The 24,634-nt window shown below is 70.2% G+C and carries 22 protein-coding genes and 1 tRNA gene; 9 read left to right on the forward strand and 14 right to left on the reverse strand.

Annotated elements, in window-relative coordinates:
- Positions 1-64: 64 nt before the first annotated feature.
- Positions 65-1,261 (forward strand): MFS transporter, encoded by a 1,197-nt coding sequence (locus KZI27_RS16120; RefSeq protein WP_222658408.1) that lies wholly within the window; start codon positions 65-67, stop codon positions 1,259-1,261.
- 15 nt (positions 1,262-1,276) lie between these two features.
- Here KZI27_RS16120 and KZI27_RS16125 read toward each other — a convergent pair whose 3' ends face one another.
- The 6 genes from KZI27_RS16125 to KZI27_RS16150 all read right to left on the reverse strand — a co-directional run bounded on the left by KZI27_RS16125 (position 1,277) and on the right by KZI27_RS16150 (position 7,598).
- Complete coding sequence (locus KZI27_RS16125; RefSeq protein WP_222658409.1) at positions 1,277-2,089, reverse strand: hypothetical protein; 813 nt, start codon at positions 2,087-2,089, stop codon at positions 1,277-1,279.
- Positions 2,082-3,071: a type IV toxin-antitoxin system AbiEi family antitoxin gene (locus KZI27_RS16130; protein ID WP_222658410.1), complete on the reverse strand. Its 990-nt coding sequence runs from the start codon at positions 3,069-3,071 to the stop codon at positions 2,082-2,084. The genes KZI27_RS16125 and KZI27_RS16130 overlap by 8 nt, the downstream gene beginning before the upstream one ends.
- Positions 3,072-3,209: 138 nt before the next feature.
- A tRNA-Ser gene (locus KZI27_RS16135) sits at positions 3,210-3,298 on the reverse strand.
- Between the two features lie 486 nt (positions 3,299-3,784).
- On the reverse strand, positions 3,785-4,999 hold the full coding sequence (locus KZI27_RS16140) for an LCP family protein (protein WP_261783932.1): 1,215 nt from the start codon (positions 4,997-4,999) through the stop codon (positions 3,785-3,787).
- Positions 5,000-5,292: 293 nt separating this feature from the next.
- Entirely contained in the window at positions 5,293-5,973 is a 681-nt protein-coding gene (locus KZI27_RS16145; RefSeq protein WP_222658412.1) for a GntR family transcriptional regulator, read from the reverse strand.
- Between the two features lie 170 nt (positions 5,974-6,143).
- Positions 6,144-7,598 carry an MFS transporter gene (locus KZI27_RS16150; RefSeq protein ID WP_315971198.1) on the reverse strand — a complete coding sequence of 485 codons (1,455 nt, stop codon included), beginning with the start codon at positions 7,596-7,598 and terminating at the stop codon, positions 6,144-6,146.
- Between the two features lie 203 nt (positions 7,599-7,801).
- Here KZI27_RS16150 and KZI27_RS16155 point away from each other — a divergent pair, with 203 nt between their 5' ends.
- A complete protein-coding gene (locus tag KZI27_RS16155) occupies positions 7,802-9,187 on the forward strand; it encodes an AAA family ATPase (RefSeq protein WP_222658413.1) in 1,386 nt (461 codons plus the stop codon).
- Entirely contained in the window at positions 9,180-11,180 is a 2,001-nt protein-coding gene (locus KZI27_RS16160; RefSeq protein ID WP_222658414.1) for a vWA domain-containing protein, read from the forward strand. The genes KZI27_RS16155 and KZI27_RS16160 overlap by 8 nt, the downstream gene beginning before the upstream one ends.
- Before the next feature lie 323 nt (positions 11,181-11,503).
- Here the strand turns inward: KZI27_RS16160 and KZI27_RS16165 are convergent, their stop codons facing one another.
- Genes KZI27_RS16165 through KZI27_RS16180 form a run of 4 tightly spaced genes read right to left on the reverse strand, consistent with a single transcriptional unit; the run spans position 11,504 to position 13,969 of the window.
- Positions 11,504-12,262, reverse strand: a complete 759-nt coding sequence (locus tag KZI27_RS16165) for an SCO1664 family protein (RefSeq protein WP_222658415.1) — start codon at positions 12,260-12,262, stop codon at positions 11,504-11,506.
- Positions 12,259-12,786, reverse strand: a complete 528-nt coding sequence (locus KZI27_RS16170; RefSeq protein ID WP_123314178.1) for a DUF3090 domain-containing protein — start codon at positions 12,784-12,786, stop codon at positions 12,259-12,261. Before KZI27_RS16170 ends, KZI27_RS16165 begins: the two co-directional genes overlap by 4 nt.
- A 33-nt stretch (positions 12,787-12,819) precedes the next feature.
- Entirely contained in the window at positions 12,820-13,542 is a 723-nt protein-coding gene (locus KZI27_RS16175) for a histidine phosphatase family protein (RefSeq protein WP_222658416.1), read from the reverse strand.
- A gap of 46 nt (positions 13,543-13,588) precedes the next feature.
- The gene (locus tag KZI27_RS16180) at positions 13,589-13,969 is read right to left on the reverse strand and encodes a winged helix-turn-helix transcriptional regulator (RefSeq protein WP_222658417.1); all 381 of its coding nucleotides are present in this window, start codon (positions 13,967-13,969) and stop codon (positions 13,589-13,591) included.
- 94 nt (positions 13,970-14,063) lie between these two features.
- Between KZI27_RS16180 and KZI27_RS16185 the strand changes: the two genes are divergently transcribed.
- From KZI27_RS16185 to KZI27_RS16200, 4 genes are all read left to right on the forward strand, one after another.
- On the forward strand, positions 14,064-15,017 hold the full coding sequence (locus KZI27_RS16185) for a nuclear transport factor 2 family protein (protein ID WP_222658418.1): 954 nt from the start codon (positions 14,064-14,066) through the stop codon (positions 15,015-15,017).
- Between the two features lie 107 nt (positions 15,018-15,124).
- Positions 15,125-16,330, forward strand: coding sequence for an MFS transporter (locus KZI27_RS16190; RefSeq protein WP_222658419.1), 1,206 nt, complete (start codon positions 15,125-15,127; stop codon positions 16,328-16,330).
- A 71-nt stretch (positions 16,331-16,401) separates the two neighbouring features.
- Entirely contained in the window at positions 16,402-17,547 is a 1,146-nt protein-coding gene (locus KZI27_RS16195; protein ID WP_222658420.1) for an AI-2E family transporter, read from the forward strand.
- 63 nt (positions 17,548-17,610) lie between these two features.
- Positions 17,611-18,039, forward strand: coding sequence for a BLUF domain-containing protein (locus KZI27_RS16200; RefSeq protein ID WP_222658421.1), 429 nt, complete (start codon positions 17,611-17,613; stop codon positions 18,037-18,039).
- On the opposite strand, the gene KZI27_RS16205 is transcribed toward KZI27_RS16200, so the two are convergent.
- From KZI27_RS16205 to KZI27_RS16220, 4 genes are all read right to left on the reverse strand, one after another.
- Positions 18,002-18,634, reverse strand: a complete 633-nt coding sequence (locus KZI27_RS16205) for a ScbR family autoregulator-binding transcription factor (protein ID WP_222658422.1) — start codon at positions 18,632-18,634, stop codon at positions 18,002-18,004. The two genes, KZI27_RS16200 and KZI27_RS16205, sit on opposite strands and share 38 nt — an antisense overlap.
- A gap of 96 nt (positions 18,635-18,730) precedes the next feature.
- Positions 18,731-20,104 carry an ABC transporter substrate-binding protein gene (locus tag KZI27_RS16210; RefSeq protein WP_222658423.1) on the reverse strand — a complete coding sequence of 458 codons (1,374 nt, stop codon included), beginning with the start codon at positions 20,102-20,104 and terminating at the stop codon, positions 18,731-18,733.
- 27 nt (positions 20,105-20,131) lie between these two features.
- Positions 20,132-21,073, reverse strand: a complete 942-nt coding sequence (locus KZI27_RS16215) for a carbohydrate ABC transporter permease (protein ID WP_222658424.1) — start codon at positions 21,071-21,073, stop codon at positions 20,132-20,134.
- 15 nt (positions 21,074-21,088) lie between these two features.
- Entirely contained in the window at positions 21,089-22,036 is a 948-nt protein-coding gene (locus KZI27_RS16220; RefSeq protein WP_123314369.1) for a carbohydrate ABC transporter permease, read from the reverse strand.
- A 231-nt stretch (positions 22,037-22,267) separates the two neighbouring features.
- On the opposite strand from KZI27_RS16220, the gene KZI27_RS16225 reads away from it, so the two are divergent.
- Together KZI27_RS16225 and KZI27_RS16230 are read left to right on the forward strand one after the other, a co-directional pair.
- A complete protein-coding gene (locus KZI27_RS16225; protein ID WP_410004007.1) occupies positions 22,268-23,500 on the forward strand; it encodes a Gfo/Idh/MocA family protein in 1,233 nt (410 codons plus the stop codon).
- A 74-nt stretch (positions 23,501-23,574) separates the two neighbouring features.
- The gene (locus tag KZI27_RS16230) at positions 23,575-24,588 is read left to right on the forward strand and encodes a LacI family DNA-binding transcriptional regulator (protein ID WP_261783934.1); all 1,014 of its coding nucleotides are present in this window, start codon (positions 23,575-23,577) and stop codon (positions 24,586-24,588) included.
- The last annotated feature ends 46 nt before the right edge of the window (positions 24,589-24,634 follow it).

Here is a 24,634-nt window from a genome sequence, read left to right on the forward strand (position 1 = left end):
TGTCCCGCGCCTGCAACAACCAGCGTACGCGGCACAGCTGCACCGCACAACGGAAGGAACCCCCATGCCCGCGGGACTCATCGCCCTCGCACTCGGCGGATTCGGCATCGGACTGACCGAGTTCGTCATCACCGGCCTGCTGCCCGAGGTGGCGGCCGACTACGGCGTCACCGAGACCACGGCCGGCTGGCTCGTCACCGGCTACGCACTCGCCGTCATCGTCGGAGCGCTCGGCTTGACCGCAGCCACCACCCGCCTCCCCCGCAAGCCCGTCCTGCTCGGGCTGCTCGTGCTGTTCATCGTCGGCAACACCCTGTCCGCGATCGCGCCGACCTACGAGGTGATGATGTCCGGACGCGTCATCGCTGCGCTGTGCCACGGTGCGTTCTTCGGCATCGGCTCCGTCGTCGCCGCGAACATGGTCGAGCGGTCGAAGCGCGCCTCCGCCGTCGCCCTGATGTTCACGGGGCTCACCGCGTCGAACGTCCTCGGGGTGCCGTTCGGCACGTTCCTCGGGCAGGCGCTCGGCTGGCGCTCGACCTTCTGGGCCATCGTCGCGATCGGGGTCGTCGCCCTGGTCGGTGTGCTCGTGCTCGTCCCCGCCGTCCGCGTGACCGAGACCCCGTCACTCGCACGCGAGCTCGGCGCCTTCCGCTCCGGGCAGGTGTGGCTCTCACTCGGGATGACCGTGCTCGGCTACGGCGGGATGTTCGGGGCGTTCACCTACATCGCGTACACGTTGACCTCGGTGTCCGGCTTCCCGTCCTCGGCGGTGCCGTGGCTGCTCGTGGTGTTCGGCGTCGGGCTGTTCGTCGGGAACTTCGTCGGCGGCAAGCTCGCCGCACGCTCGATCGACCGGACCCTGCTCGTCGTGCTCGTCGCCCTCACCGTCGTGCTCGGACTGTTCGCCCTCGTCGCGACGTCGCCCGTGCTCACCGTGATCGCACTCGTGCTCATGGGTGCCTTCGGGTTCGCGACCGTGCCGGCGCTGCAGACGCGCGTGATGCAGTACGCCGACCACGCGCCGACCCTGGCGAGCGGGGCGAACATCGCCGCCTTCAACCTGGGGAACGCGCTCGGCGCCTGGATCGGTGGGCTCACCATCGCCGCCGGGCTCGGCTACACCTCGCCGATCTGGGCTGGCGCCGGGATCACCCTGGCCGCCGTGGCCCTGACGCTCGTCGCGATGGCTGCGGTGCGACGTGGGCGTTCGCGCGGCGCCGGCGAGTTGACCTCGACAGGGAGCGTCGCGACGGCCTGACGGTCACCCGTCGGGTCAGCGGTCGGCGCCGCGGCGGAACCCCTCCGTGAGTGCCTCGATCCGACGCACCCGTTCGTCGTTCTGCATCGACGAGAGTGGTGAGAACGTGAAACGACGCGGTCTGACCGGGGTCCGCTCGAGCAACGCTGCGAGCTCTCGCGCCCGCTCCGGACCGACGACGGCTGCGGCGCGCGTTCCGAGCAACCAGGTCGCGATGAGGTCGGTGTCGTGGGAATGCGCCTCGAACACCGCCTCGTCGACCTCGTCCCAGAGCGAGTTGCGGATCGCCGCGTCGCCGCAGTACCAATCGACAGCGATCGCGAGGTCTTCGGAGTCCTTGTCGTTGTAGTGCGCCCGATCCACCCAGGCGCGCAGCTTCAACAGCGTGTAGCCCTCGGCCGTCGGGAACCGCACCTCCACACCACTCGGAAGCACCACCGACGGTGCCGAACGGAACACGTCCGCAATGCCGTACACGCTCATGTGCTCACGGCGGGCCGCCGGCTCGACGACACCGTCCGGGTCTTCGACGCCGCCGAACGGCATGAAGTCCACCTCGACGTTCGCGACGACGAACCGCACGCCGTTGGCTCCGGTCGCCGGGTACTCGTCGACGACCGTCTCGTACGTCGCCCAATCATCCGTTGCGATGGCGACGTCGACGTCTTGCGTCCCCCGGAGTGGATCATTCCGACTGAAGACGGTGTGGTGCAGATGGTCTCGTGCTTCCGAACCGACGATCATCAACCGATCCGGATCGACGCCACGACGATCGACGAGGTCACTGACGACGTGGTCGACCACCACCAGCCGATCGGCCTCATGCATCAACGAGGCCCGTCTCCTGACGCAAGCGCCCCGCGGCTTCACGCGCGCGACCATCGCCCGCAGCCATCAGCTCGGCGTAGACGAGCAGCGGCGGTGCCGCCCGGATCCCGCCGGGTCTCGGCACGGGCGCAAGCCAGAACATGTCACGGACAGCGACGTTCGATCCCCCTCCGGTTCGCCACCTGTTGGCGAATGCGATCGCGGGCTGCCAGGGGCGGACCCACAGGGAGACCGTCTGGTGACGCACCCACGAGGTCGCCGCCTCACCGCTCACCATCATCTCGACGCCGGGGACCGGCCGGACGTCGAGGTCTCCGCTCTCGAATCGTCGTGTTCGGCGCTCGGCACCCAACCCCGTGGGGAACGCCGCCGTCCACTGGTCGATCAGTGCATCTCGTGAGCGTCCACCGGGAACGAGGTCGGAGGGAGCCCGATCGGTCGCCTTGAGCTGCTCGAGCACCTCGCTGACGAGTCCGACGGACACGCCCGCGCACCTCGCCACCGTGCGCGTCGACATCTCCGTCAGGGCCGGCCAGCTCAGGAGCGCGAACAGCACCTGCGCCCGCTTCGTGCTGAACAAGTTGACGAGGCCCACCGCCTCGGTGTCTCCCCGGCCTGACGCGACCGGCACCTTCCCTCGGACGTCGATCAGCAGCGTCGGGTCCTGGACGAAGGCATTCCCTGCGCTGTCGACGTAGCTGACCCCCAGGGCACGGAACTGCGCAGCACTCCGCGGAGTCATGCGGTGGCCGAGGACCAGCCGATCTCGAAGGTGGTCCGACGGCCAGGACACCCGGTCGTACGACCCCAGGGTCATCGCAGGCAGGAGCGCGGCGGTCATCGGCTTTCGCCACTGTCCGTCGAGTCGTATCAACTCGGCGTCCCACACGCTCAGATCCGCACCGTCGGGAAGGCCGCGCGCGGTCAACCCCAACCCGTACTCACTGAGACGTTCTCCGATGCTTGCGAGGACCTCGTCCATGGACACCCCGTTCAATAGTCCGCCGTGTTCACTTTAATTGAACACTCGCCGAAAGTGAACACCACGACGAGCGGCTGATCCGGTCTGTCGCAGGAACGACGAAACCCCGGTCCGATCGGACCGGGGTTTCGTGGAGCGCGGAGACGGAGGGATTTGAACCCTCGGTCCCCTAAAGGGGACTCCACCTTAGCAGGGTGGTGCACTCGGCCGGACTATGCGACGTCTCCAAGCACTCTCGCGAGCGCTCCGACCACCATACAGGAGGACCGGGCGACTCTCGACCCGACCGCACCCCGCGCGGGGCACGGTCACGGGACACGGGTCCCCCGAATTGGGGACAGCTCGACCTTGTCGCCGCGTACCCCGGTGCATAGCATCGTCGAGACGCGGCAATCACGTTCCGGGACTCGTCCCCGTCGTCGCGACACAGCACCGACGTCGCTCTCCGAGCCGGGCCCGGCGCGCCCGGTTGTCTGGCGCCCGCTCGGGGAGCGGCTTCCGGGGGCGCGGTCCACCACCGCGCCCCCGTTTCTGCGTCCGGGCACGGCGGCCGACCGGTACGCGAAAGCGACAGTGTCCCGGCACGGCCCGCGGTCTGTGCCGTCAGCGCGACAGTGTGCCGTGGATGTTCGGCGGCAGACTGTCGCTTTCGCGAGACGCGGGGAGACACGGCGAGACGCGGGGAGACACGGGGCGGGGGCCAGAGCCCCGGGTCAGTAGCCGAAGGCCTTGGAGCAGGTCTCCTGGTCGGCGGACTGTCCCTCGAGCCCGTCGATGGTCTCCGGCGTCGCGGATGCCGTCGGAGCAGCAGCGGGTGTGGACGGAGCAGCGGCGGCCGGCGACGACGGCGCGGCAGCCGCGGGCGAGGACGCCGGAGCCGACGGCGCGGCAGCGGCAGCGGGCGGCGAGGCAGCCGCCGACGGCGCCGCGTTCGTCTCGGACCCGATGCCCGTGCTGTCCTCCCCCAGGGAGAACGACTGGTCCGCCTTGATCTTCGCGAACAACCGGTCGGCCAGGTACGTCGTCGGCTGCACCTTGCCCTCGTAGACCCCGGTGCCGCCGGTCGTGCCCGGGTACTGCACGAAGTTCACCTGCGACAGCGGGAGGTCCTGCAGCGCCCGTCCCATCTGCACCATCGTGCCGATGTCGTTCAGGCTCTCGGACAGCTGCATGTTCGACGCCGCCGCGCGGGCCAGCTTGTACAGGGTGGTCGGCGAGGTGAGGGTGTCGTTCGACTTCACGGTCCGGAGCAGCGACGACAGGAACACCTGCTGGCTCGAGATCCGGCCGAGGTCGGAGCCGTCACCGACGCCGTGCCGGGTCCGCAGGAAGGCGAGGGCCTCGTCGCCCTGCAGGGTCGAGGTGCCGGCGGGCAGGTCGAGCCCGGTGTAGGGGTCCTCGATCGGCTGCGCCACGCAGACCGGCACACCACCGATCGCGTTCGACATCTCGATGACCCCGTTGAACGAGACCGCCGCCGAGTACTGGATGTCCAGGCCGGTGAGCCCCTGCACGGTCTGGGTCACGCAGTTGAGCCCACCGTCGCTGAACGAGGTGTTGATGGGTTGGGCGGCCATCGCCGACGCCGTCCCGGAGCCGTCGGTCTTCTTGCACGCGGGGATCGGGGTGACGAGGTCGCGGGGGATGCTCACTGCGGTCGCGTTGGTGTGGTCCGCCGAGACGTGGAGCAGGATGTTGACGTCGTTGAGGGTGGCGTCGCGCTCCCCGAACTCCGCGGACTGGTCCGGGTCGTTGTCCGTCCCGACGACGAGCATGTTGAAGCCGCCCTTGTACGCGCTGAGCGACGGGGCCTTGGTGCCGTTCGACCGCGGCGCGGGCTGCCCCTCGATCTGCACGCCGTCGCCGAGGTCGTCCGTCACCTGCTTCGCTGCGATGGCCGCTACGGAGGCCGTACTGACGACCGCCACTGCGGCTACGCTCGCGACCAGCGCAGCGACGGTCCGGAAGGGTCCGGACCGTGGGAGACGTCCGTGCCGTGCGATCCCGTCGACTCGGTTCAGGCGGTGGGAGCGATCGCGGACGTCGTGCACGGGCTCTCCTGTCGTCGGTGGACGCGCCGGGGTGGCAACCGGTCAAGGCTGCCACGCAGATCCCTGGCGATCCAGTGCGTACGACGTCGGAGCGAACCCACTCATCCGCCGTCGACCCCCGGATCCACGGGGTTCGATGCCGACCTGTGCGAACCCGCAGACGGAGCGGCTCAGGAGGCCACGGACACCCGGAACCGGTCCGGCAGGGCGATGAGCGCTGCAGCGAGCTCGAGCAACACCGCCGCGCAGTCGTCGACCGCGTCGCGCTCCGCTGCCCGCACGGCCTGGTCGACGAGGTCGAGTCGCCGCGCCCGGTCGACCACGGCGTCGATCCCGTTGGCCAGGGCGATGTCGTCCGTGAAGAACATGTCGAGGACGGTGCGCTGGGACAGCATCCAGTCGGCACTCACCGAGGCGCCGCTTCGGCGCAGGAACCACGCCGCGAGTTCGACGAAGGCCCCGGCTTCGGTCCAGCACTCGCGGAGCCAGCTGTGGTCGAAGCGATCGTCGGGCCCCACGCCGCTCGCCGCCGGGTCGACGATCATCGCGCGTGCGATGCGCAGCCGCTCGGTCATCTGGTCGACCGACCAGTGCGTGATCACCACGCCGACGTACCGCTGCACCGTGACGAGCTGGTGCGACTCGAGGGAGACGAGGGCTTCGCGCACCGGGGTGCGGGAGACCTGCATGTCCTCGGCGATGGTGTCGAGCCGGAGTCGCTGCCCACGTCGGTACTCGCCACGCAGGACGTTGTCGAGCAGACGGAGGAACACCGCGTCGCGCAGCAGGCTGCGCCGCAGCCCGCGGAGGTCGAGGTCGCTCCGACCGACACACAACGGTGACTGCTCCATGCGGCCAGCCTCACGCACGGCGGATGCCCTCGGCGGGGGCGCCGCCACCATCGTGGATCGTCGTCGTCGGGGTCGCGCTGTGGAGGAGTGCCATGTGGGCACAGTGGCACCCTGTCGACGACGCCGCTAAACACTCCGCATACAGAATGTTGCATGGCCGAGGCCGTACGTCAGCGCCGCTGCTCCTCCGCGTCGCCGGTCAGGACCGAGAGCGGTTGCGTCACGTCCTCGAGCCCCTTCCGGGCGGCATCGACCCCGAAGACCAGGGCGATCACCCCACCGCCGATCATCACCGCGGACCCGAGCAGGTACCCCCAGAAGAGCGGCTCACGCGAGGTTCCGTCCCCGATGAACGCCCCGTAGATCAGCGGCGCGACCGCACCGAAGACCTGCGCGAGGGCGAAGAAGTACGAGATGGCCTGCGACCGCAGTTCGAGCGGGAAGATCTCGCTCACCGTCAGGTACGCGCTCGAGGCACCGGCCGAGGCGAAGAAGAACGACACGCACCAGAAGGCCACCTGCACCGTCGCCGAGATCGCGTCGGCGCGGAACAGGAACGCCGAGGTCGCCAGGACGAGCCCGGACACCAGGTACGTCAGGAAGATCATCTGCCGCCGGCCCCAGGTGTCGAAGAACCGACCGAGGATGATCGGCCCGAGCAGGTTGCCGATCGCGAAGGGGAAGAAGTAGATCGACGTCTGCGCGGTCTTCAGGCCGAAGAAGTTCGTCAGGACGAGCGCGTAGGTGAAGAAGATGGCGTTGTAGAGGAACGCCTGCGTGATCATCATCGACGCCCCGACCAGCGTGCGTGTCGGGTACTGCTTGAGCAGCACGCGCGCGATGGTCAGGAACCCGACGCGGTCGGTCGGCGTCACGGTCATCGCCTTCGACTCGTCGACGTCCGGCAGCCGCTTGCCCGTGGACTTCTCGACCGCCGCCTCGATCTGGGTGACGGTCGCTTCGGCCTCTTCCTCCCGACCGTGGGTCATGAGCCAGCGCGGACTCTCGGGGATGTGCCGCCGCAGGAAGATGATCGCGATGCCGAGTACCGGGCCGAGGAAGAACCCGATGCGCCAGCCGATGCTCTCGGAGAAGTTCGCCGTGTCGAGCAGGTAGATGTTCGCGAAGGCGCCGAGCGCTGCGCCGCCCCAGTACGTGCCGTTGATGGCGATGTCGACGTGTCCGCGGTACTTGGCCGGGATGAGTTCGTCGATCGCCGAGTTGATCGCCGCGTACTCGCCGCCGATGCCGAGGCCCGCGACGAACCGGAACGCGGCCAGGAACCAGAAGTCCTGGGCGAGGCCGGCGATGCCGGAACCGATCAGGTAGATCGCGAGCGTCAGGATGAAGAGCTTGCGGCGCCCGAGTCGGTCGGACATGCGTCCGAACACCAGCGCTCCGACCACCTGGCCGACCAGGTAGATCGTGCCGAGGGAGGTCACCTGTTGCGTCGACAGGTTGAGGTCGGCCTGGAAGCCCGCGTTGGAGACGATCTGGATCTCCAGGCCGTCCAGGATCCAGGAGACCCCGAGTCCGACGACGACACTCCAGTGGAACCGCGTCCACGGCAGTCTGTCCATCCTGGCGGGGACCAGGCTCTTGATCGCCCCGTTCGTGCTGCTCACGAGAGGGGAACCTACGCCGAGATCGGCGAGATGGTTCACATTCGGTACGACGGGGCCGGCTCGGAGCCGGATCCCCCTATCGAATCCGGCTCCGATGCCGGAGCCCCAATCATCGCGGTCGCTCCGGAAACCCACAAGCGGACGGGAGGCACGGTGCCAGCTGGCACCGTGCCTCCCGTCCGCAACGGCGTAACGTCCAAGACGTGACCCGACCCGACATCCACACGGTCGGCGAGCTCCGCACTTCTGGCCACGTCCAGAAGACGGTCCGCGCCGAGATCCGCGACAACCTGCTGACCGCGCTGCGCGCGGGAGACGACCCCTGGCCCGGCCTGCACGGGTTCGAGACGACCGTGATCCCACAGCTCGAACGTGCCCTGATCGCCGGCCACGACGTCGTCCTGCTCGGCGAGCGCGGCCAGGGCAAGACCCGCCTGCTGCGGACGCTGCAGGGCCTGCTCGACGAGTGGACCCCGGTGATCACCGGCTCCGAACTCGGCGAACACCCGTACGAGCCCATCACCACCGCGAGCGCCCGCCGGGCCGAGGACCTCGGTGACGCCCTGCCGATCTCGTGGCGGCACCGTGACGACCGCTACGTCGAGAAGCTCGCGACACCGGACACGAGCGTCGCCGACCTGATCGGCGACGTCGACCCGATGAAGGTCGCCGAGGGACGCAGCCTGGGCGACCCCGAGACGATCCACTTCGGACTCGTCCCCCGCGGCCACCGCGGCATCGTCGCGATCAACGAGCTGCCGGACCTGTCCGAGCGCATCCAGGTCGCGATGCTCAACGTGATGGAGGAACGCGACGTCCAGATCCGTGGCTACGTGCTCCGGCTCCCCCTCGACGTGCTCGTGGTGGCCAGCGCGAACCCGGAGGACTACACGAACCGCGGCCGGATCATCACACCGCTGAAGGACCGCTTCGGCGCGGAGATCCGGACCCACTACCCGATCGAGCTCGAGGACGAGATCGCCGTCATCCGGCAGGAGGCGCAGCTCACCGCCGAGGTGCCGGACGCGATCGTCGAGATCCTGGCCCGCTTCACCCGTGCGCTGCGCGGGTCCAGCGCGGTCGACCAGCGCAGCGGTGTCAGCGCCCGGTTCGCGATCGCCGGCGCCGAGACCGTCGCCGCGGCGGCCGTGCACCGCGCAGCACGCCAGGGCGAGCCGGACGCCGTCGCGCGACCGATCGACCTCGAGACGGCGGTCGACGTGCTCGGCGGCAAGATCGAGTTCGAGAACGGCGAGGAGGACCGCGCGGACGAGGTGCTCGAGCACCTGCTGCGGACCGCCACGGCGGAGACGGTGCGTGCCCGGTTCCGCGGGCTGGACTTCGGAGTGCTCGTCGAGGCCCTCGACGGCGGGACGATGGTGACGACGGGCGAACAGGTCGGCGCACGGGCGTTCCTCGAGGGGCTGCCGTCGATCGGCGAGTCCGACCTGTACGACCAGGTGTGCGAACGCCTCGGCGCCACGAACGACGGCGAGCGCGCGGGTGCGATCGAACTCGCGCTCGAGGGGCTCTTCCTCGCCCGCCGCATCAGCAAGGAGTCCGGCGGGGGTGAAGCCGTCTATGGCTAGGCAGAACCGTCGCCTGACGCGGGACACCCGGTACGGCGCGTACAGCGACGGTCCGGACCCGCTCGCGCCGCCCGCCGACCTGGCCGAGGCGCTCGACGCCATCGGGCAGGACGTGATGGCCGGCACGTCGCCCGAGCGCGCGATGCGGGAGTTCCTGCGCCGTGGCGGCCGGACGCAGCGCGGGCTCGACGACCTCGCGCGCAAGGTCGCGGAACGGCGACGGGAGCTCACCGCGAAGAACAACCTCGACGGCACGCTCCAGCAGGTCCGCGAACTGCTCGACCAGGCGCTCCGTGCCGAACGCGGTGAACTCGCCCGCAACGTCGACCTGGACGACGGGGACCGCGCCCTGGCGGAGATACAGCTCGACAGCCTGTCCCCGTCGCCGGCCGCCGCCGTGCAGGAGCTCGGCGACTACGACTGGACGAGCCGCGAGGCCCGGCAGAAGTACGACGAGATCAAGGACCTGCTCGGACGCGAGGTGCTCGACCAGCGCTTCGCGGGCATGAAGCAGGCGCTCGAGGGTGCCACGGACGAGGACCGCGCCGCCGTCAGCGCGATGATGCAGGACCTCAACCAGCTGCTCGAGGACCACCGCGCCGGTACCGACTCGCAGGAGCAGTTCGACGAGTTCATGGCGAAGCACGGCGAGTACTTCCCGTCGGGCCCCGCGAACGTCGAGGAGTTGCTCGACGACCTCGCCGCGCGGGCCGCAGCCGCCCAGCGGATGCGGAACTCGATGACGCAGGAGCAGCGCGACGAACTCGACGCGCTCGCCCAGCAGGCCTTCGGCTCCCCCGACCTGATGGGGCAGCTGTCCCAGCTCGACGGCACCCTGCGGTCCCTGCGCCCCGGCGAGGACTGGGGCGGGTCCGAGCGCATGGACGGCGAGCAGGGCCTCGGACTCGGCGACGGCACCGGGGTCTTCCAGGACATCGCCGACCTCGACGCCCTCGCGGACCAACTCGCCCAGTCCGGCCCCGGTTCCGAGCTCGACGACCTGGACCTCGACGCCCTGACCCGGCAGCTCGGCGCCGAGGCCGCCGTCGACGCCAGGACCCTGCAGCAGCTCGAGAAGGCGCTGCGGAACTCCGGGGCGATGCGCCGCGGTGCCGACGGGCAGCTGCGGCTCACGCCGAAGGCCATGCGGCAGCTCGGCAAGAGCCTGCTCCGTGACGTCGCCGAGCGGATGTCCGGCCGACAGGGAGCCCGCGACGTCCGGCAGTCCGGCGCGGCCGGCGAGCCCTCCGGCGCGACCCGGCAGTGGGCGTACGGCGACACCGAGCCGTGGGACGTCACCCGCTCGATCACGAACGCGCTGACCCGGTCCGCGGCCGACGGGCGGGTGGGCCCGGGCGTCCGCCTGACCATCGACGACGTCGAGGTGCAGGAGACGGAGGCCCGCACGCAGGCCTGCGTGGCGCTGCTCGTCGACACGTCGTTCTCGATGGCGATGGAGGACCGCTGGGTGCCGATGAAGCGCACGGCCCTGGCGTTGCACACGCTCGTCTCGACGCGGTTCCGCGGCGACGACCTGCAACTGATCGCGTTCGGACGCGAGGCCGAGGTCGTGGACATCGAGCAGCTCGTGGGTCTCGACGCCATGTGGGACAAGGGCACGAACCTGCACCACGCGCTGCTCCTCGCCAACCGGCACTTCCGGAAGCACCCGACGGCGCAACCCGTGCTGCTCATCGTCACCGACGGCGAGCCGACGTCGCACCTCGAGCCGAACGGACAGGTGTGGTTCGACTACCCGCCGGACCCGGTGACGATCGCGCTGACCGTGCGGGAGCTCGAGAACGCCGGTCGTCTCGGCGCCCAGACGACGTTCTTCCGCCTCGGCGACGACCCGGGGCTGGCACGGTTCATCGACGCGATGGCGAAGCGGGTGGACGGCTCGGTCGTCGCTCCGGAGAACGACGACCTCGGCGTCGCCGTCGTGGGGTCGTACCTGGGGTCGCGCCGCGGCGGACCGTCGTTGTTCGACTAGCCGCGGACCCGATCGCAACGGGGACTGTTGCGCGGGGTTCCGCGGTCGTATGCTGAGCGGCACCACAGTTGCCCCAGACCCCGGCCGCCGTGATCGTTCTTCCCGCGCCGACGTCGTCGGTGTGCCGGAAGCGGTCGGCCGAGTGCACCTGATCCGTTCTCGACCGGTCGACCCCCGCGGGGTCCCGGCGTGCAACGGCGCACGCCACCTCACGGGTTTCCGCGTCCGCGGACGCGGACCGGTCGGTGGGGTCCGGACCCGACGGGCCCCGCCGACCCGGACCGCAGTCGCCGCGGCCGCACCGCAGGCTCACGACGGGCGGATCAGAACAACGGCCACGGCACCGCGGGACCGTGCCCCGGCGGTGGCGGGAAGATGCCGACGGCCCGCAGTGCCGCGCACCGCGCACGCAGCGTGTCGACCTCTTCCGGTGTCAGGTGCTCGGCGAGTTCGTCGGCCAGGGCACCGCGGAGCGCTTCCGACACCCGGTCGAGCCCCTCGAGTTCGTCCGGCCCGAGCGGCTCGCCGATCCACCCCCACAGCACCGTGCGGAGCTTGTGCTCGACGTGGAACGCCAGCCCGTGGTCGACCCCGAACCGGTGACCGTCGGGCATGGCCAGCACGTGCCCGCCCTTGCGGTCGGCGTTGTTCACGACGACGTCGAAGACGGCCATGCGACGCAACGCCTCGGAGTCCTCGTGCACGAGCGTCACCGGGTGGTCGTGCTCGTCGATCGCCTCGAGGACGGGCAGCCACGGTGACCCGTCGGCCTCGGCGACCTCGGGGGCGACGAGGTCGACCGCGTCCTGATCCGGGTCGATCGTCTGCCAGCGCTGCACCATGCCGGGGCCGAACGGGCCGTCACCGAGCCAGGTCGGCGGGACGATCCCCCAGCCGAACGCCTCGGACACCAGGTGCGCCCCGATCTCGCGGCCGGCGAGCGTGCCGTCCGGGAAGTCCCAGAGCGGGCGCTCCCCCTCGATCGGCTTGTAGACGACTGCCTCGCCGTCCAGTTCGGCCAGGAACGTCGCGTTCGAGGCCTCGCGGATCCGCGCCGTGATGGTCAGTGCGCCGTCGCTCATGCGTCGCCGGGCCGACGGCCGGCGGCGACGATCTCGCGCGTGCGCTCGACGAACGCGCGGGCGGTGCCGACCGGGATCTTGACCTGGAAGAGCTCGTCGGGCTCGGGGATCTCGACGACCGCCTCGATCTCGATGCCGTCCTCGCTCTCCTCGGACACGATCTCGACGTCGTCGTCGATCGGGTACGCCTCGATGACCACCTGCGCCGTCGACGGGTCGAAGCCCAGGCTCAGGGCACCGGCACGGAACTCCGGTTCCACGGGCTGGTCGAGGGGCTCCGGGTCACGGAGCTCGACAGGGGCGGTGTCCGGCACGCTGAAGCGGTTCGCCTCGACCGTGGCGACCTCGTCCAGCAGCTCGTCGATCTTCTCGGCGAGCACGGCGGTCTGCTCCTTCTCGAGGGCGACGCTGGTGACGCGCTTGCCGGAACGGGCCTGCAGGTAGAACGAGCGCTCGCCCGGACGGCCGATGGTGCCGACGACGAGGCGGTCCGGCCAGTCGAAGCCGTGGACGATGGAGGGCATACCCGCATTGTAGGAGTGCGGGCCTGCGCCCGTTCAGGGTCGGGCAGGACCCGGCTCGGACGGGGCCTCCGGGTGTCCGGCCCCGCCGCCGACCGCCGCGTCCCCGCTGGGCGCCGGAGCGGTCGCGAGCCACGACAGATCGCCGGACTCGGTGTTCGTCGCGACCACCTCGGGGCGGTGCTCGCCGTACCGGACGACGGACACCGACGCCGGTCCGACACCGATGCGCTGGAACAGGTCGAGGTGCATGCCGAACGCGTCGGCGAGGACGGACTTGATGATGTCGCCGTGGCTCACCGCGACCCAGACCGCGCCGGGACCGTGCGCCGCCTCGACCTCGGCGTCGATGCGGCGGACCGCCGACACCGCCCGGGACTGCATGGTCTGCATGGACTCACCGCCGGGGAACACCACGGCGCTCGGGTTCGCCTGCACGGTCCGCCACAGCGGCTCCTTCGCCAGGTCGACGAGCTTCCGCCCCTGCCACTCGCCGTAGTCCGCCTCGGTGATCGCCCGCTCGACCGCCGACGCGGGGTCGCCCGACTGTCGCTCCAGGATCGCCCGGGCCGTCTGCCGGCACCGCTCGAGCGGGCTCGAGACGACCACGGCGAGGGGGACGGCCGCGATGCGCTCCGCGGTGCGGTCGGCCTGCTTCCGGCCGACGGCGTCGAGTCGCACGCCGGCGGTGCGTCCAGCGAGCACGCCCGTGGCGTTCGCGGTGGTGCGTCCGTGTCGGACGAGGAGGACGGTCGCCATGTGCCCGATCCTACGATCACGGCCAGGTGGCTGAGCGCAACGGCGGTCAGCGACCGACGATGGTGTCGGCGTGCTCGACGATCCAGTCCATCAGGGGGACCAGTCGCGCAGCCAGTTCGGCGCCGCTCTCGGAGAGCGAGTAGTCCACCCGGGGCGGGATCGTGGGCTGGGCGACCCTGGTCACGATCCCGTCGTGCTCCAGGGTCCGCAGGGTGGAGGCGAGCATCTTCTCGCTGATCCCCTCGATGGTGCGTCGCAGTTCGCTCCAGCGCATGCTGCCCGGCTCGAGTGCGAGGAGCACGAGGACGCCCCACCGGCTCGTGACGTGTGTGAGCACGACTCGCGACGGACACGCCGAGGGGAAGCGTGCGGAAGCGTCCTCGTCCCGTGCGGGCGGTGCAGGCGGTTCCACGATTCCGACGTCCATGTCAGGAGCTTACAAAAAGGTGCGTACCTGTGCTCGAGAGAGTTTCTTGCGATGCTGCGATCACCCGATGACGCCACACGAACAGGAGAACACCATGACCGACGACCTGATCTCACGCGCACGTTCCAGCCGTCTCGCCCGTGGCGCGGCCGTCGCCGCCGGAGCCGCCCTCATCACCGGACTCGCCGTCTCCACGCCAGCAGTCGCTGCTCCTGCGGCCCGGCAGCAGTCGAGCGCGACGGCCGCCGCGGACCGACGGGACACCGCCACCGAACACCGCAACGCCAGCAGCGTCCGGCGGCTCATCACCCAGACCTTCGCTGATCCCGGCAGCAGGTCCTCCCGGCAGCTCGCGGCTCGGCTCGTCTCCCCGAGCGCAGTCGCGCACGGAGCGGGAACCGCCGCCGGGCCGGACGGCCTCCTCGCACAGTTCTCGGCCGACCGCACCCGGGTTCCCGGTGCGCGAGCAGTGATCAAGCACACCGCAGCCGACGGCGACCTCGTCGCCGTGCACTGGCAGATCGCACCGGACCCGTGCGACGAACGCCGCGGTGACGCCGCCGTCGACCTGTTCCGCCTCCAGCACGGCCGGGTCGTCGAGCGCTGGTCACTCGAGCAGCCCATCCCGACCGGCACACCTGCCAGCGGGAACACGAACACCATGTTCAGCGACCTGTACCGGCCGGCACGTCCGACCGCCGCGCCCTCGGAGCGCCAGGAAGAACGCAACCGCGTCTTCGCGGTGTCGGCCTACAACACGCTGTTCCGGGACCACGACGCGTCGATCCTCGACCGTGCCTTCGACCCCGCGTACCTCCAGCACAACTCGGTTGCTCCGAACGGGACGGCCGCCCTGAAGCAACTGTTCGGGAGTGGTGCGCAGTTCCCGGCACAGCAGTCCGTCATCTCGCTCTCCGACGGCGACATCGTCTGGACCTTCTCCCAGGCGGTCGGCGCGAAGCCCGGCGATCCGCTGCTCGCTGCTGACCTGTTCCGCGTCGACGGCGGCCTCATCCGCGAGCACTGGGACGTCGTCCCCACGAGCTAGCACGATCAGCTCGACCGCTGCCCGTCCCGCGGGCGCGCTCCGCCGTCGACCGCGCGCCTGACGACCGCACCCTTGACTGGCCGTCGGCGGACCGATCAGATGGTCTCATGACCCGGCACCCCCGAGGGGCCCTGTTCGCCACGTCGACGATGACCGGCTTCGGCATCGCGACGTGGGTGACCAGGACGCCCGCCATCCGCGACGAACTCGGGGCGTCCATCGAGGCGATGGGGCTCGTGCTGCTCGGGCTGTCGATCGGGTCGATGATCGGGATCCTCGGTGCCGGTGCGCTCGTCCGACGGCTCGGGACGCGACCGTTGATCCTGCTCGGTGGCGCGCTGCCCGTGGTCGGCATGGTCCTCGTCGCCCTGCTGGCCCCGGCGCAGGTGCCGGCGGGTGTCTGGGCGGGGCTGTTCCTGATCGGGTTCGGGTCCGGAGTCGCCGAGATCGGCCTCAACGTCGAGGCCGCCGCGGTCGAACGGCACATCGGCCGCCCAGTGGTGCCGGTGCTGCACGCCTGCTTCAGCCTGGGCACCGTCGTCGGCGGGGTCGTCGGCATCGCGATGACGGCTGCCCGGACACCGGTGGCCGTGCACCTGCTGGTGGGGGCCGCGGTGATGGCGGCACTCGCGGCGTTCGCTGCGCTCAACCTGCAGCCGCTCCCGCGTACCGCGGCACCGACGGACGGAGCCGACGCCGCGGACACCGTCGCCGCGTCCCGCGACACCACGGCGACCCGCCGATCCGTCATCACCGTGCAGCTCGCCCTCATCGCGGTGATCACGCTCGCGATGGCCTTCGCCGAGGGTGCCGCCAGCGACTGGCTCCCGCTCCTGATGACGACCGACCACGACGCCCCGGAAGCGGTCGGCTCGCTGGTCTTCACCGGGTTCGCGCTCGCGATGCTCATCGGTCGGTCGGCCGGTACCCCGCTCGTCATGCGGCTCGGGCGAGGCCCGGTCGTCCGGCTCTGCGCCGCGGTCGGCGGGATCGGGGTTCTGCTCGTGGTGGTCTCGCCGAGTCCGGTCGTCACGGCGATCGCCGCGGCCGTGTGGGGGCTCGGCATCGCCCTCGGGTTCCCACTCGCGATCTCGGCAGCGGGTGACCACCCGACCGACGGCGACCGCCGCGTGTCGGTCGTCGCCACCGCCGGGTACATCGCGTTCCTGGTCGGGCCGCCCCTGCTCGGCTTCGTCGGCGAGCACCTCGGGCTGCAGGCGGCGATGCTGGTGCCCCTCGTGCTGCTCGTCGCCGCCTTCGTCGTCGCGCCCGCCGCCCGTGACGCCGACGTCCGGCGGACCGTCCCCACCTGATCCGCGACGCCGGGCGCGCGTCCGTGCGCGGGTCCGGGCGCGCCGCCCCGCGGATCGGTACGGTCGTTCCCATGCCGTTCTTCCGCGACAGCCCCCAGCCGACCACCCCCTCGAAGATCCAGGCGGCGTGGTCCGACTCGGCGGGCCGCCTCGCGACGCGCTGCCTGCAGCTGATCATCGTCGTGGTGGTCATCGCGGGCGTCGTCTACGCCGGCGGCGTCCTGAGCGTCGTCACCATCCCGGTGCTGCTCGCGCTCATCATCGCGTCGGCCATGCACCCGGTCGTGTCCTGGCTCCGCAAGCACCGGGTGCCGTCCGTGCTGGCGACCCTCGCGGTGCTCATCGGCGTCCTCGCGGTGCTGAGCCTGGTCGGCTGGCTGATCGTCGTCGCGGTCGAGAACCAGTGGTCGCAGCTGCAGAAGTCGGCCGTCGACGGGTTCCAGCAGTTGCAGGACTTCGCGAAGAACCTGCCGATCTCGATCTCGGACAAGCAGGTCGACGACGCGGTGGCGTCCGTCACCGACTTCGTCACGAGCGCGCAGTTCGGCTCCGGTGCCCTGGCCGGCGCCTCGGCCACCGCGAACTTCCTGACCGGCCTGGTGCTGATGATCGTGGTGCTGTTCTTCTTCCTCAAGGACGGCCCGAGCATCTGGGAGTTCCTGCTCCGTCCGTTCACGGGTGAGCGGTACGCGCGTGCACGCCGGGTCGGCGACCGCGTGGTGTCGACCCTCGGCGGGTACGTCCGCGGCACGGCGACGGTCGCCGCCGTCGACGCCATCGGCATCGGTGTCGGCATCGCGATCGTCGGCGTCCCGCTCGCGCTCCCCCTGGCCGTCGTCGTGTTCATCACCGCCTTCATCCCGATCGTCGGTGCGACCGCGGCCGGCATCCTCGCCGCCCTGGTCGCACTCGTCGCGCTCGGCCCGGTCCAGGCGCTCATCGTGGTCGGCATCGTGATCCTGGTGAACCAGCTCGAGGGCAACTTCCTGCAGCCGGTCCTGATGGGTCGCACGCTGAAGCTGCACGGCCTGGTCATCCTGATCGGTCTGACCGCGGGCACCGTCCTGGCCGGCATCACCGGGGCCATCATCTCGGTGCCGCTGCTGGCCGCGGCGTGGGGCGCGATCCTGGTCTGGGACGGCCCGAACACCCCGGCGCGTCCGTGGCGCAAGAAGCGCAACGAGGACGTCACGGCCCACGAGCTCCCCGCCGACTGAGTCCCGGGGCGTTCTGCGGACATCCGTTTCGCGCAATCGGGACCGTCGCACGAAGATGGACCCGTGCTCGTCTCCATCGTCTACATGAGTCGCGCCGTCGTCCCCTTCGACGACGGCGACCTGGCGACGCTGCTGGACGGCTCACGGCTCCGCAACGAGGCGCTCGGCGTCTCCGGACTGCTCGTGGTGAAGGGCGGCCGCTTCATGCAGTTGCTCGAGGGTCCGGCGTGGAGCGTCGACGACCGGTTCGCCGCCATCAGCCGTGATCCGCGGCACGGCGAGGTGAAGTCGCTCATCCGCGAGGACATCGAGCGACGGCGCTTCGACGGATGGTCGATGGCCTACCGCTCGCTCGACGACGCGGACGTCCACACGGAGCCGGGCTTCAGTCCGTTCCTGTCCGGCGCAACGGACTTCCCACGGTCGTTCGACCGCACGAGCGCCGCGTGGCTGCTCAAGTGGTTCCGCGACCGCGAACTCCACGACCGCTGAACGTCTCGTCCACCACCCCGAGCAGTCGCTCGCGGTGCGCCGGGTCCGCCGTGGCCGTCAGCACGACCCGCCACATCGTCGCGACGGCCGGGAACAGGTCCGAACGCCCGGTGCGGACGTCGGACACGAGTTGCACCCCGGTGAAGTACGGAACGACGGTGGCGCCGAGCTGCTCCGCGCTCAGGTCGGTGCGGAGCTCACCGGCCGCGACCGCCAGCCGGAACACGTCGACGATCCCGCCGATCCACTGCTCGTAGAAGCTGACCGTCGCCGCGTGGAACTCGCCGCGCTCCAGCGACAGCCGGATGCCCGCCCGCACGATCGGGTCGGTCCGCAGCAGGTCCGCGATGGCGTGTGAGGCGCCGACCAGGGCGGCTGCGGGCGACTGCTCGGTGTGGCTGACGACGTCGAAGGTGCGGACGTTCTGCTCGTCGATCACACCGAGCGCCAGGGCCAGCTTGGTCGGGAAGTGGAAGTGCAGCGCTCCCTGCGAGACGCCCGCGCCGCGGGCGATGGCCGCGATCGTCGCGGCGGCGAAGCCGACGCGGTCGAACTCCTCCGCAGCGGCCACCAGGATCTGCTCACGTCGTTCCACGTGACCAGTCTCACGGACGGGAGGCGCGGTGCGGGCCCGCACCGCGCCTCCCGTCCGATCCTGGTCGCGTCAGACCGCGTCAGGCGACCCGCGCGCTCAGGTGAGTGCCAGCAGGTTGTTGACCTGCTCGTTGGTGCCGGTCAACGTCGAGATCGGCTTGCCGTTCGCGTAGACGTTGTCGAAGGCCGGCTGCAGCAGCGCCTGCACGTCCGCCGGGTTGCGGGTGACGGGGAACAGGAAGGTCGTCTTCTCCTCCACCTGCCGGGTGAAGGCCGACACGTCCAGCCCGCGCTTCCGGAACGACGCGACCGCCGCCTCGGTACCGGCGGGACGGGCCGGGAACACCACGCCCGCGCGGCCGACGATCTCCTGCGCGGTGTCGCTGCCGAGGAACGCGACCCACTTCGCCGCGGCCTCCGGGTCCTTCGCCTGCTTCGTGATCGAGTCACCCAGCCCGTTGAACATCGACGCCCGCTTGCCCGTCGGCCCGATCGGCGTCGGGGCGACGGCGATGTCGAGGTCCTGCATGTTCAGGTACGTGCCGATCATCCACGAGCCGTTGAACGACAACGCGCACTTGCCCGCGCCGAGCTGCACGTCGGGACCGGTCGTGGTCGAGAAGACGCCGTACTTCGCCATGTAGCCCTTGTCGGCCAGGCGGTAGTACCAGGCGAGGGTGTCCTGCACCGTCTCTTCGTCGTAGCGGAACCTGTCGCCCCACGGGTTCTCGTTCGTGTAGAACCAGTCGGTCGACCCGGTGAAGGGCGACCACTGCGTCTGGCCGAAGCCGTCGCCGCCGGAGCCGTTCGACGAGATGCCGTAGACCTCGACGTTCTCCTTGTCGAACCCGGGCTCGTCACCCCGCCGTCCCTTGGCGTCGATCGTCAGGTGCGCGAGCATCCGCTCGAACGAACCGCCGTCGTCGGGGTTCCACTCGAGCGTGGCGAGCTCGTCGTCGGAGACGCCGGCCTGCTGCATCGCGCTGCGGTCGTAGAACATCCCCACGGTGTCCCAGTCCTTCGGCGAGCCGTAGCGGTGCCCGTCCTGGCCCTTCCACAGCTCGGCGAGGCCGGACTGGTAGTCGTCATCGCGGATCGACTTCGTCGCCTCGAGCTCGTCGAGCTTGTACAGCACGTCGAGGTCCGAGTACTGCGGGAACTTCGTCAGGTGGTCGGTGAAGACGTCCGGGGCGGTGCCGGCGATGAACCCGGCCGTCAGCTTGGTCCAGTAGTCGGCCCACCCGAGCTGGGTGATCTGCACCGTGATGTCGGGGTTCTCGCGGTGGAACGCCTTCGCGACCTGCTGGTACGCGGGCAGCTGGTTGGAGTCCCAGAGCCAGTAGCTCACGGTGCGGGGGCCGCGCTTCGACGCGGTCCCCCGGCTCGGTGACGAGCAGGCGGCGAGCGCACCGAGGGCGAGGGCTGAGGCGCCACCGGCGAAGAGTGCGCGGCGGGAGAGGGTGTTCGTCATGGTGTGGTGGTCCTGTCCGAGCCGGGGCTACTTGATCCCGGAGAAGCCGATGGAGTTGACGATCCGCTTGGCGAAGACGCCGAACAGCACGATCATCGGGAGGGCCGCGACGAGGGTCGCGGACATGAGCCCGGCCCAGTCGGTGCCGGACTGCGGGGACTGCGACTTGAAGACGCCGAGCGCGACGGTGAGCACCCGCGAGCTGTCGGTGTACGACACCATGAGCGGCCAGAAGTAGTCGTTCCAGCTCGTGATGTACGTCAGCACGGCGAGCGTGGCGATCGGTGCGGCGGCCATCGGGACGACGAGTCGGAAGAACACCCGGACCTTGCCCGCACCGTCGATGAGTGCGGCCTCCTCGACCTCCTTCGAGATGCCGAGGAAGAACTGCCGCAGGAAGAACACCGCGAACGGGGTCATGAACATCGTCGGCAGCGCGATGCCGAGCAGGTTGTCGACGAGCCCGAGCTGCTTGATGAGCGTGAAGTTCGGCAGCAGCGTGAAGATCGCGGGCACCATCAGGCCGGCGAGGAACACCCCGAAGACCTTGTCGCGTCCGGGCCAGCGCAGTCGGGCGAAGGCGTACGCTGCGGCTGCCGAGAAGAACACCTGGCCGACCGTGACGAGCGTCGACACGATCACGGAGTTGAGCAGGTACCGCCAGAAGTTCAGCGCGGCGCCGGAGCCGCCCTGTGCCAGCGCCTCTTCAGTGGACTGCAGGCCGAGGACCCGCTCGAAGCCGCCCAGGCTGAAGCCGACGGGCAGCAGGGACGTCGGGTCGGAGTTGATCGCGCCGTTCGACGACAGGGCGGTGCGCAGGATCCAGTAGAACGGGAACAGGGTGACGACGATGACGAGGATCATCGCGACCCAGGCGAGGACGCGGCCGACCGACGGCCGGCGACGGTGGCCGGCTCCGGGACGGGGCGGACGCTTGGTGGTGACGGAACGGGTGAGGGTCGTGGTCATGGTGCGGCGCTCCGTTCAGTCCAGGTCCGACTCACCCGAGCGGGTGAGGCGGTACTGGATGATCGTGATGATGCTGAGGACGATGAGGAGCGCGACCGAGACCGCGGACGCGTAGCCGAACTGGAACCGGCCGAACGCCAGGTTGTAGATGTAGTTCTGCACGACGTTCGTGGCGTTCGCGGGGCCGCCCTGCGTGGTGACGGCGACGGTGTCGAACACCTGGAACGAGCCGATCACGGTGATGATGAGCACCAGGGACAGGATCGGGCGGAGCAGCGGCACCGTGATGCGCCAGAACATCTTCCACTCGCTCGCCCCGTCGATACGGCCGGCCTCGTAGACGGTCTCGGGCAGCGACTGCAGGCCCGCGAAGATCAGGAGCGCCGTGTAGCCGACGTGCCGCCACACGTTGATGAGCGCGATCGACGGGATGCCCCAGACGTCGCTCTGCAGGAACGGGATCCGGTCGAGTCCGAGGGCTGCGAGCATCTCGTTGCCGATGCCGAGCTGGGTGTCGAGGATCCACAGCCAGACGAGCGCCGCGACCACGTTCGACACCAGGTACGGCGCCAGGACGATGCCGCGGACGAAGGTCGACTTCGTCAGGCGGTGCATCATCACCGCGATGAACAGCGCGACGACCGTCTGGATGACGATGTTGATGAGCACGTACTCGACGGTGACGACCATCGAGTGCCAGAAGATCGAGTCCTGCACGAGCCGCGCGTAGTTCTGCAGCCCGGTGAACTCCGGTTCGGTGAGCAGGTTGTACGACGTGAAGCTCAGGTAGATGCCCCGCACGGTCGGCCAGGCGAGGAACACCACGAAGCCGATCGCGGCCGGCGCGATGAAGACGAGCGCGAGCCACAGGTCGTTCCGGGGACGGCGGCGGCGGGGGACGGTGGTGCTGGCGAGCGGGAGGTCGGCTGCCCGACTTCTCCGTCTCGTGCTGGCGGTCGTCAAGGGTGACGACACAGGGCTCTCGGTGGCCATCGCGACTCCTTCGTCTGCGGTGGACTGACGTGCAGCAGTCCGTGAGCCGGGAATCTACACGTGGGGACACAGGGTGGCAAGGGGCTTTTCCGCTGTTGGATCCAGGGGTTGTCACGTGTAGACGATCGTGTCAGGATGGCGGTCGATCGCATCGGCGCGACCTGCCCGGCGACGCATCCCTCACCCCTGGAAAGGTCACTGATGATCTCTGTCGGAATGGTCGGCGCGGGCCAGTTCGCGCCCCAGTTCGCCAAGCTGTTCAAGCTCCACCCGGACGTCGACCGCGTCTTCGTGACCGACCTCGTCGACGACCGCGCGTCGGAACTCGTCGAGTCGCAGCACCTCGACGGCACGTTCGCCGACTTCGACGCCGTGCTCGCCTCGGACGTCGACGCGGTCGCGATCTTCACCCAGCGCTGGACGCACGGGCCGCTGGTCGTCAAGGCACTCCGCGCCGGCAAGCACGTGTACTCGGCGGTGCCGATGGCGATCTCGGTCGACGAGATCCGCGACATCATCGAGGCCGTCCGCGAGACCGGGCTCACCTACATGATGGGCGAGACGAGCTACTACAACCCCGCGACGGTGTTCGCCCGCAAGCAGGTCGCCGACGGCGCCTTCGGCCGGGTCTTCTACTCCGAGGGCGACTACGTGCACGACATGGACCTCGGTTTCTACGCCGCGTACCAGTTCAGCGGTGGCGAGGACTGGAAGCACACCGCCAGCTACCCGCCCATGCTCTACCCGACCCACTCGGTCGGCGGCGTCCTCGGCGCCATCCCCGGACACGCGGTCAGCGTCAGCTGCATCGGCGTCAAGGACGACCGCGGCGACGGCGTCTTCGACAAGGACGTCAGCCAGTTCGACAACGACTTCTCGAACGCCACCGCCCTGTTCGAACTCGACAACGGCGGCGTCATGCGCATCAACGAGATGCGCCGCGTCGGCTACCCGTCGCACATCCGCGAGTCGCGCTTCCGCTACTTCGGCACCGAGGCGAGCTTCGAGCAGCTCGCCAAGGTCAGCGTCTGGCAGGACAAGGAGGACTCGCACGACATCAGCGACAAGATCAACACGCAGGCGACGATGGACCTCGACGACCCGCGTCTCGCCGGCGTCGACCCCGCGCTGCGCGACGCGTTCGTCTCCGGGTACGCCGAGGTGCACGACACCGACCGCCTGCCCGCCGAGTACGCCGGCGTACCGACCGGCCACGAAGGCTCGCACCAGTTCCTGGCCGACGACTTCGTCCGCGCCGTCGTCGACCGGACCCTGCCGCCCGTGAACGCCTGGACCGCCGCACGCTTCACGCTGCCCGGCATCATCGCCCACCAGTCGGCCCTGCAGGGCGGTGTCCGCCTCGAGGTGCCGGACTTCGGCGACGCCCCGGACACCGTCGAGGCGGTGCCCTCGTCTAGGATCGCCAGCGAGTAGCACGTGGTGTTCGGGTGCCGGTCCGCACGGACCGGCACCCGAACGCGACTCCCGAGCCGACGAAGGTGGCACCCGTGACCGTCCCGACGACCCCGAGGGCGGTCACCCGCGCCGACGTCGCCCGGTACGCCGGCGTGAGCACCTCCGTCGTCAGCTACGTCGTGCACGACGGCCCCCGGCCCGTCGCGGCCGCCACCGCCGCCCGCGTCCGCGACGCCATCCGCGTCCTCGGCTACCGCCCGAACGCCAGCGCCCAGGCCCTGCGCACCGGGTCGTCGAAGATGCTCGGCCTCATCGTCCCCGAGCTCGACAACCCGTTCTGGTCGGAGCTCGCCGTCGAGGTCACCCACGCCGCAGCCGCCCGCGGCTACGACGTCCTGCTCGCCAACAGCGACGGTGACGCCACCCAGGAGCGCGAGCGGCTCCGCAGCCTGTCCGCCCGGCAGGTCGACGGCATCATCCTGACGAGCATCATGACGCACCCGGACCTGTCCAACGTCTCCGACCCGGGCATCCCGCTGGTCCTGCTCAACACCTTCTTCGAGGTCCCCGACTACGCCAGCATCGGCGTCGACGCCCTGCGCGGCGCGTACGACGGCACCCGGCACCTGGTCGAGCACGGGTACGAGTCGATCGGCCTGGTGATGGGGCACGCCGGGTCGATGGAACTCCGTGAACAGGGGTGGATGCGCGCCCTGCGCGACGCCGGGCTGCCCGACGGCCCGATCGTCCGGTGCGACTTCACCCGACGGGGCGGCTACGAGGCCGGACTCCGGATGTTCACGAACGGCACCGGACCCCGCGCCGTCTTCGTCAGCTCGGACATGCAGGCAGTCGGCGTCCTGCGGGCACTGTGGGAGCTCGGGCTGCGCGCACCGGAGGACGTCGCGATCGTGTCGTTCGACGGCGGTGCCGAAGCGGACTACACGAACCCGCAGCTCACGACGGTCCGGCAGCCGATCGAGACGATGGCGACCGCCGCGGTCGACCGCGTGCTCGGGCTCGACGCGGACAACCAGTGGCACCGCGACCTGGTGCCCGCCGAGTTGGTCCTGGGCGCGAGTTGCGGGTGCGACGTGCGTCGCTGACGCGCCCACCAGCCGGACGGGAGGCGCGGGGCGGGGCCGCCACGGG

The organism is Curtobacterium sp. TC1 (genome assembly GCF_019844075.1).
GTDB lineage: Bacteria > Actinomycetota > Actinomycetes > Actinomycetales > Microbacteriaceae > Curtobacterium.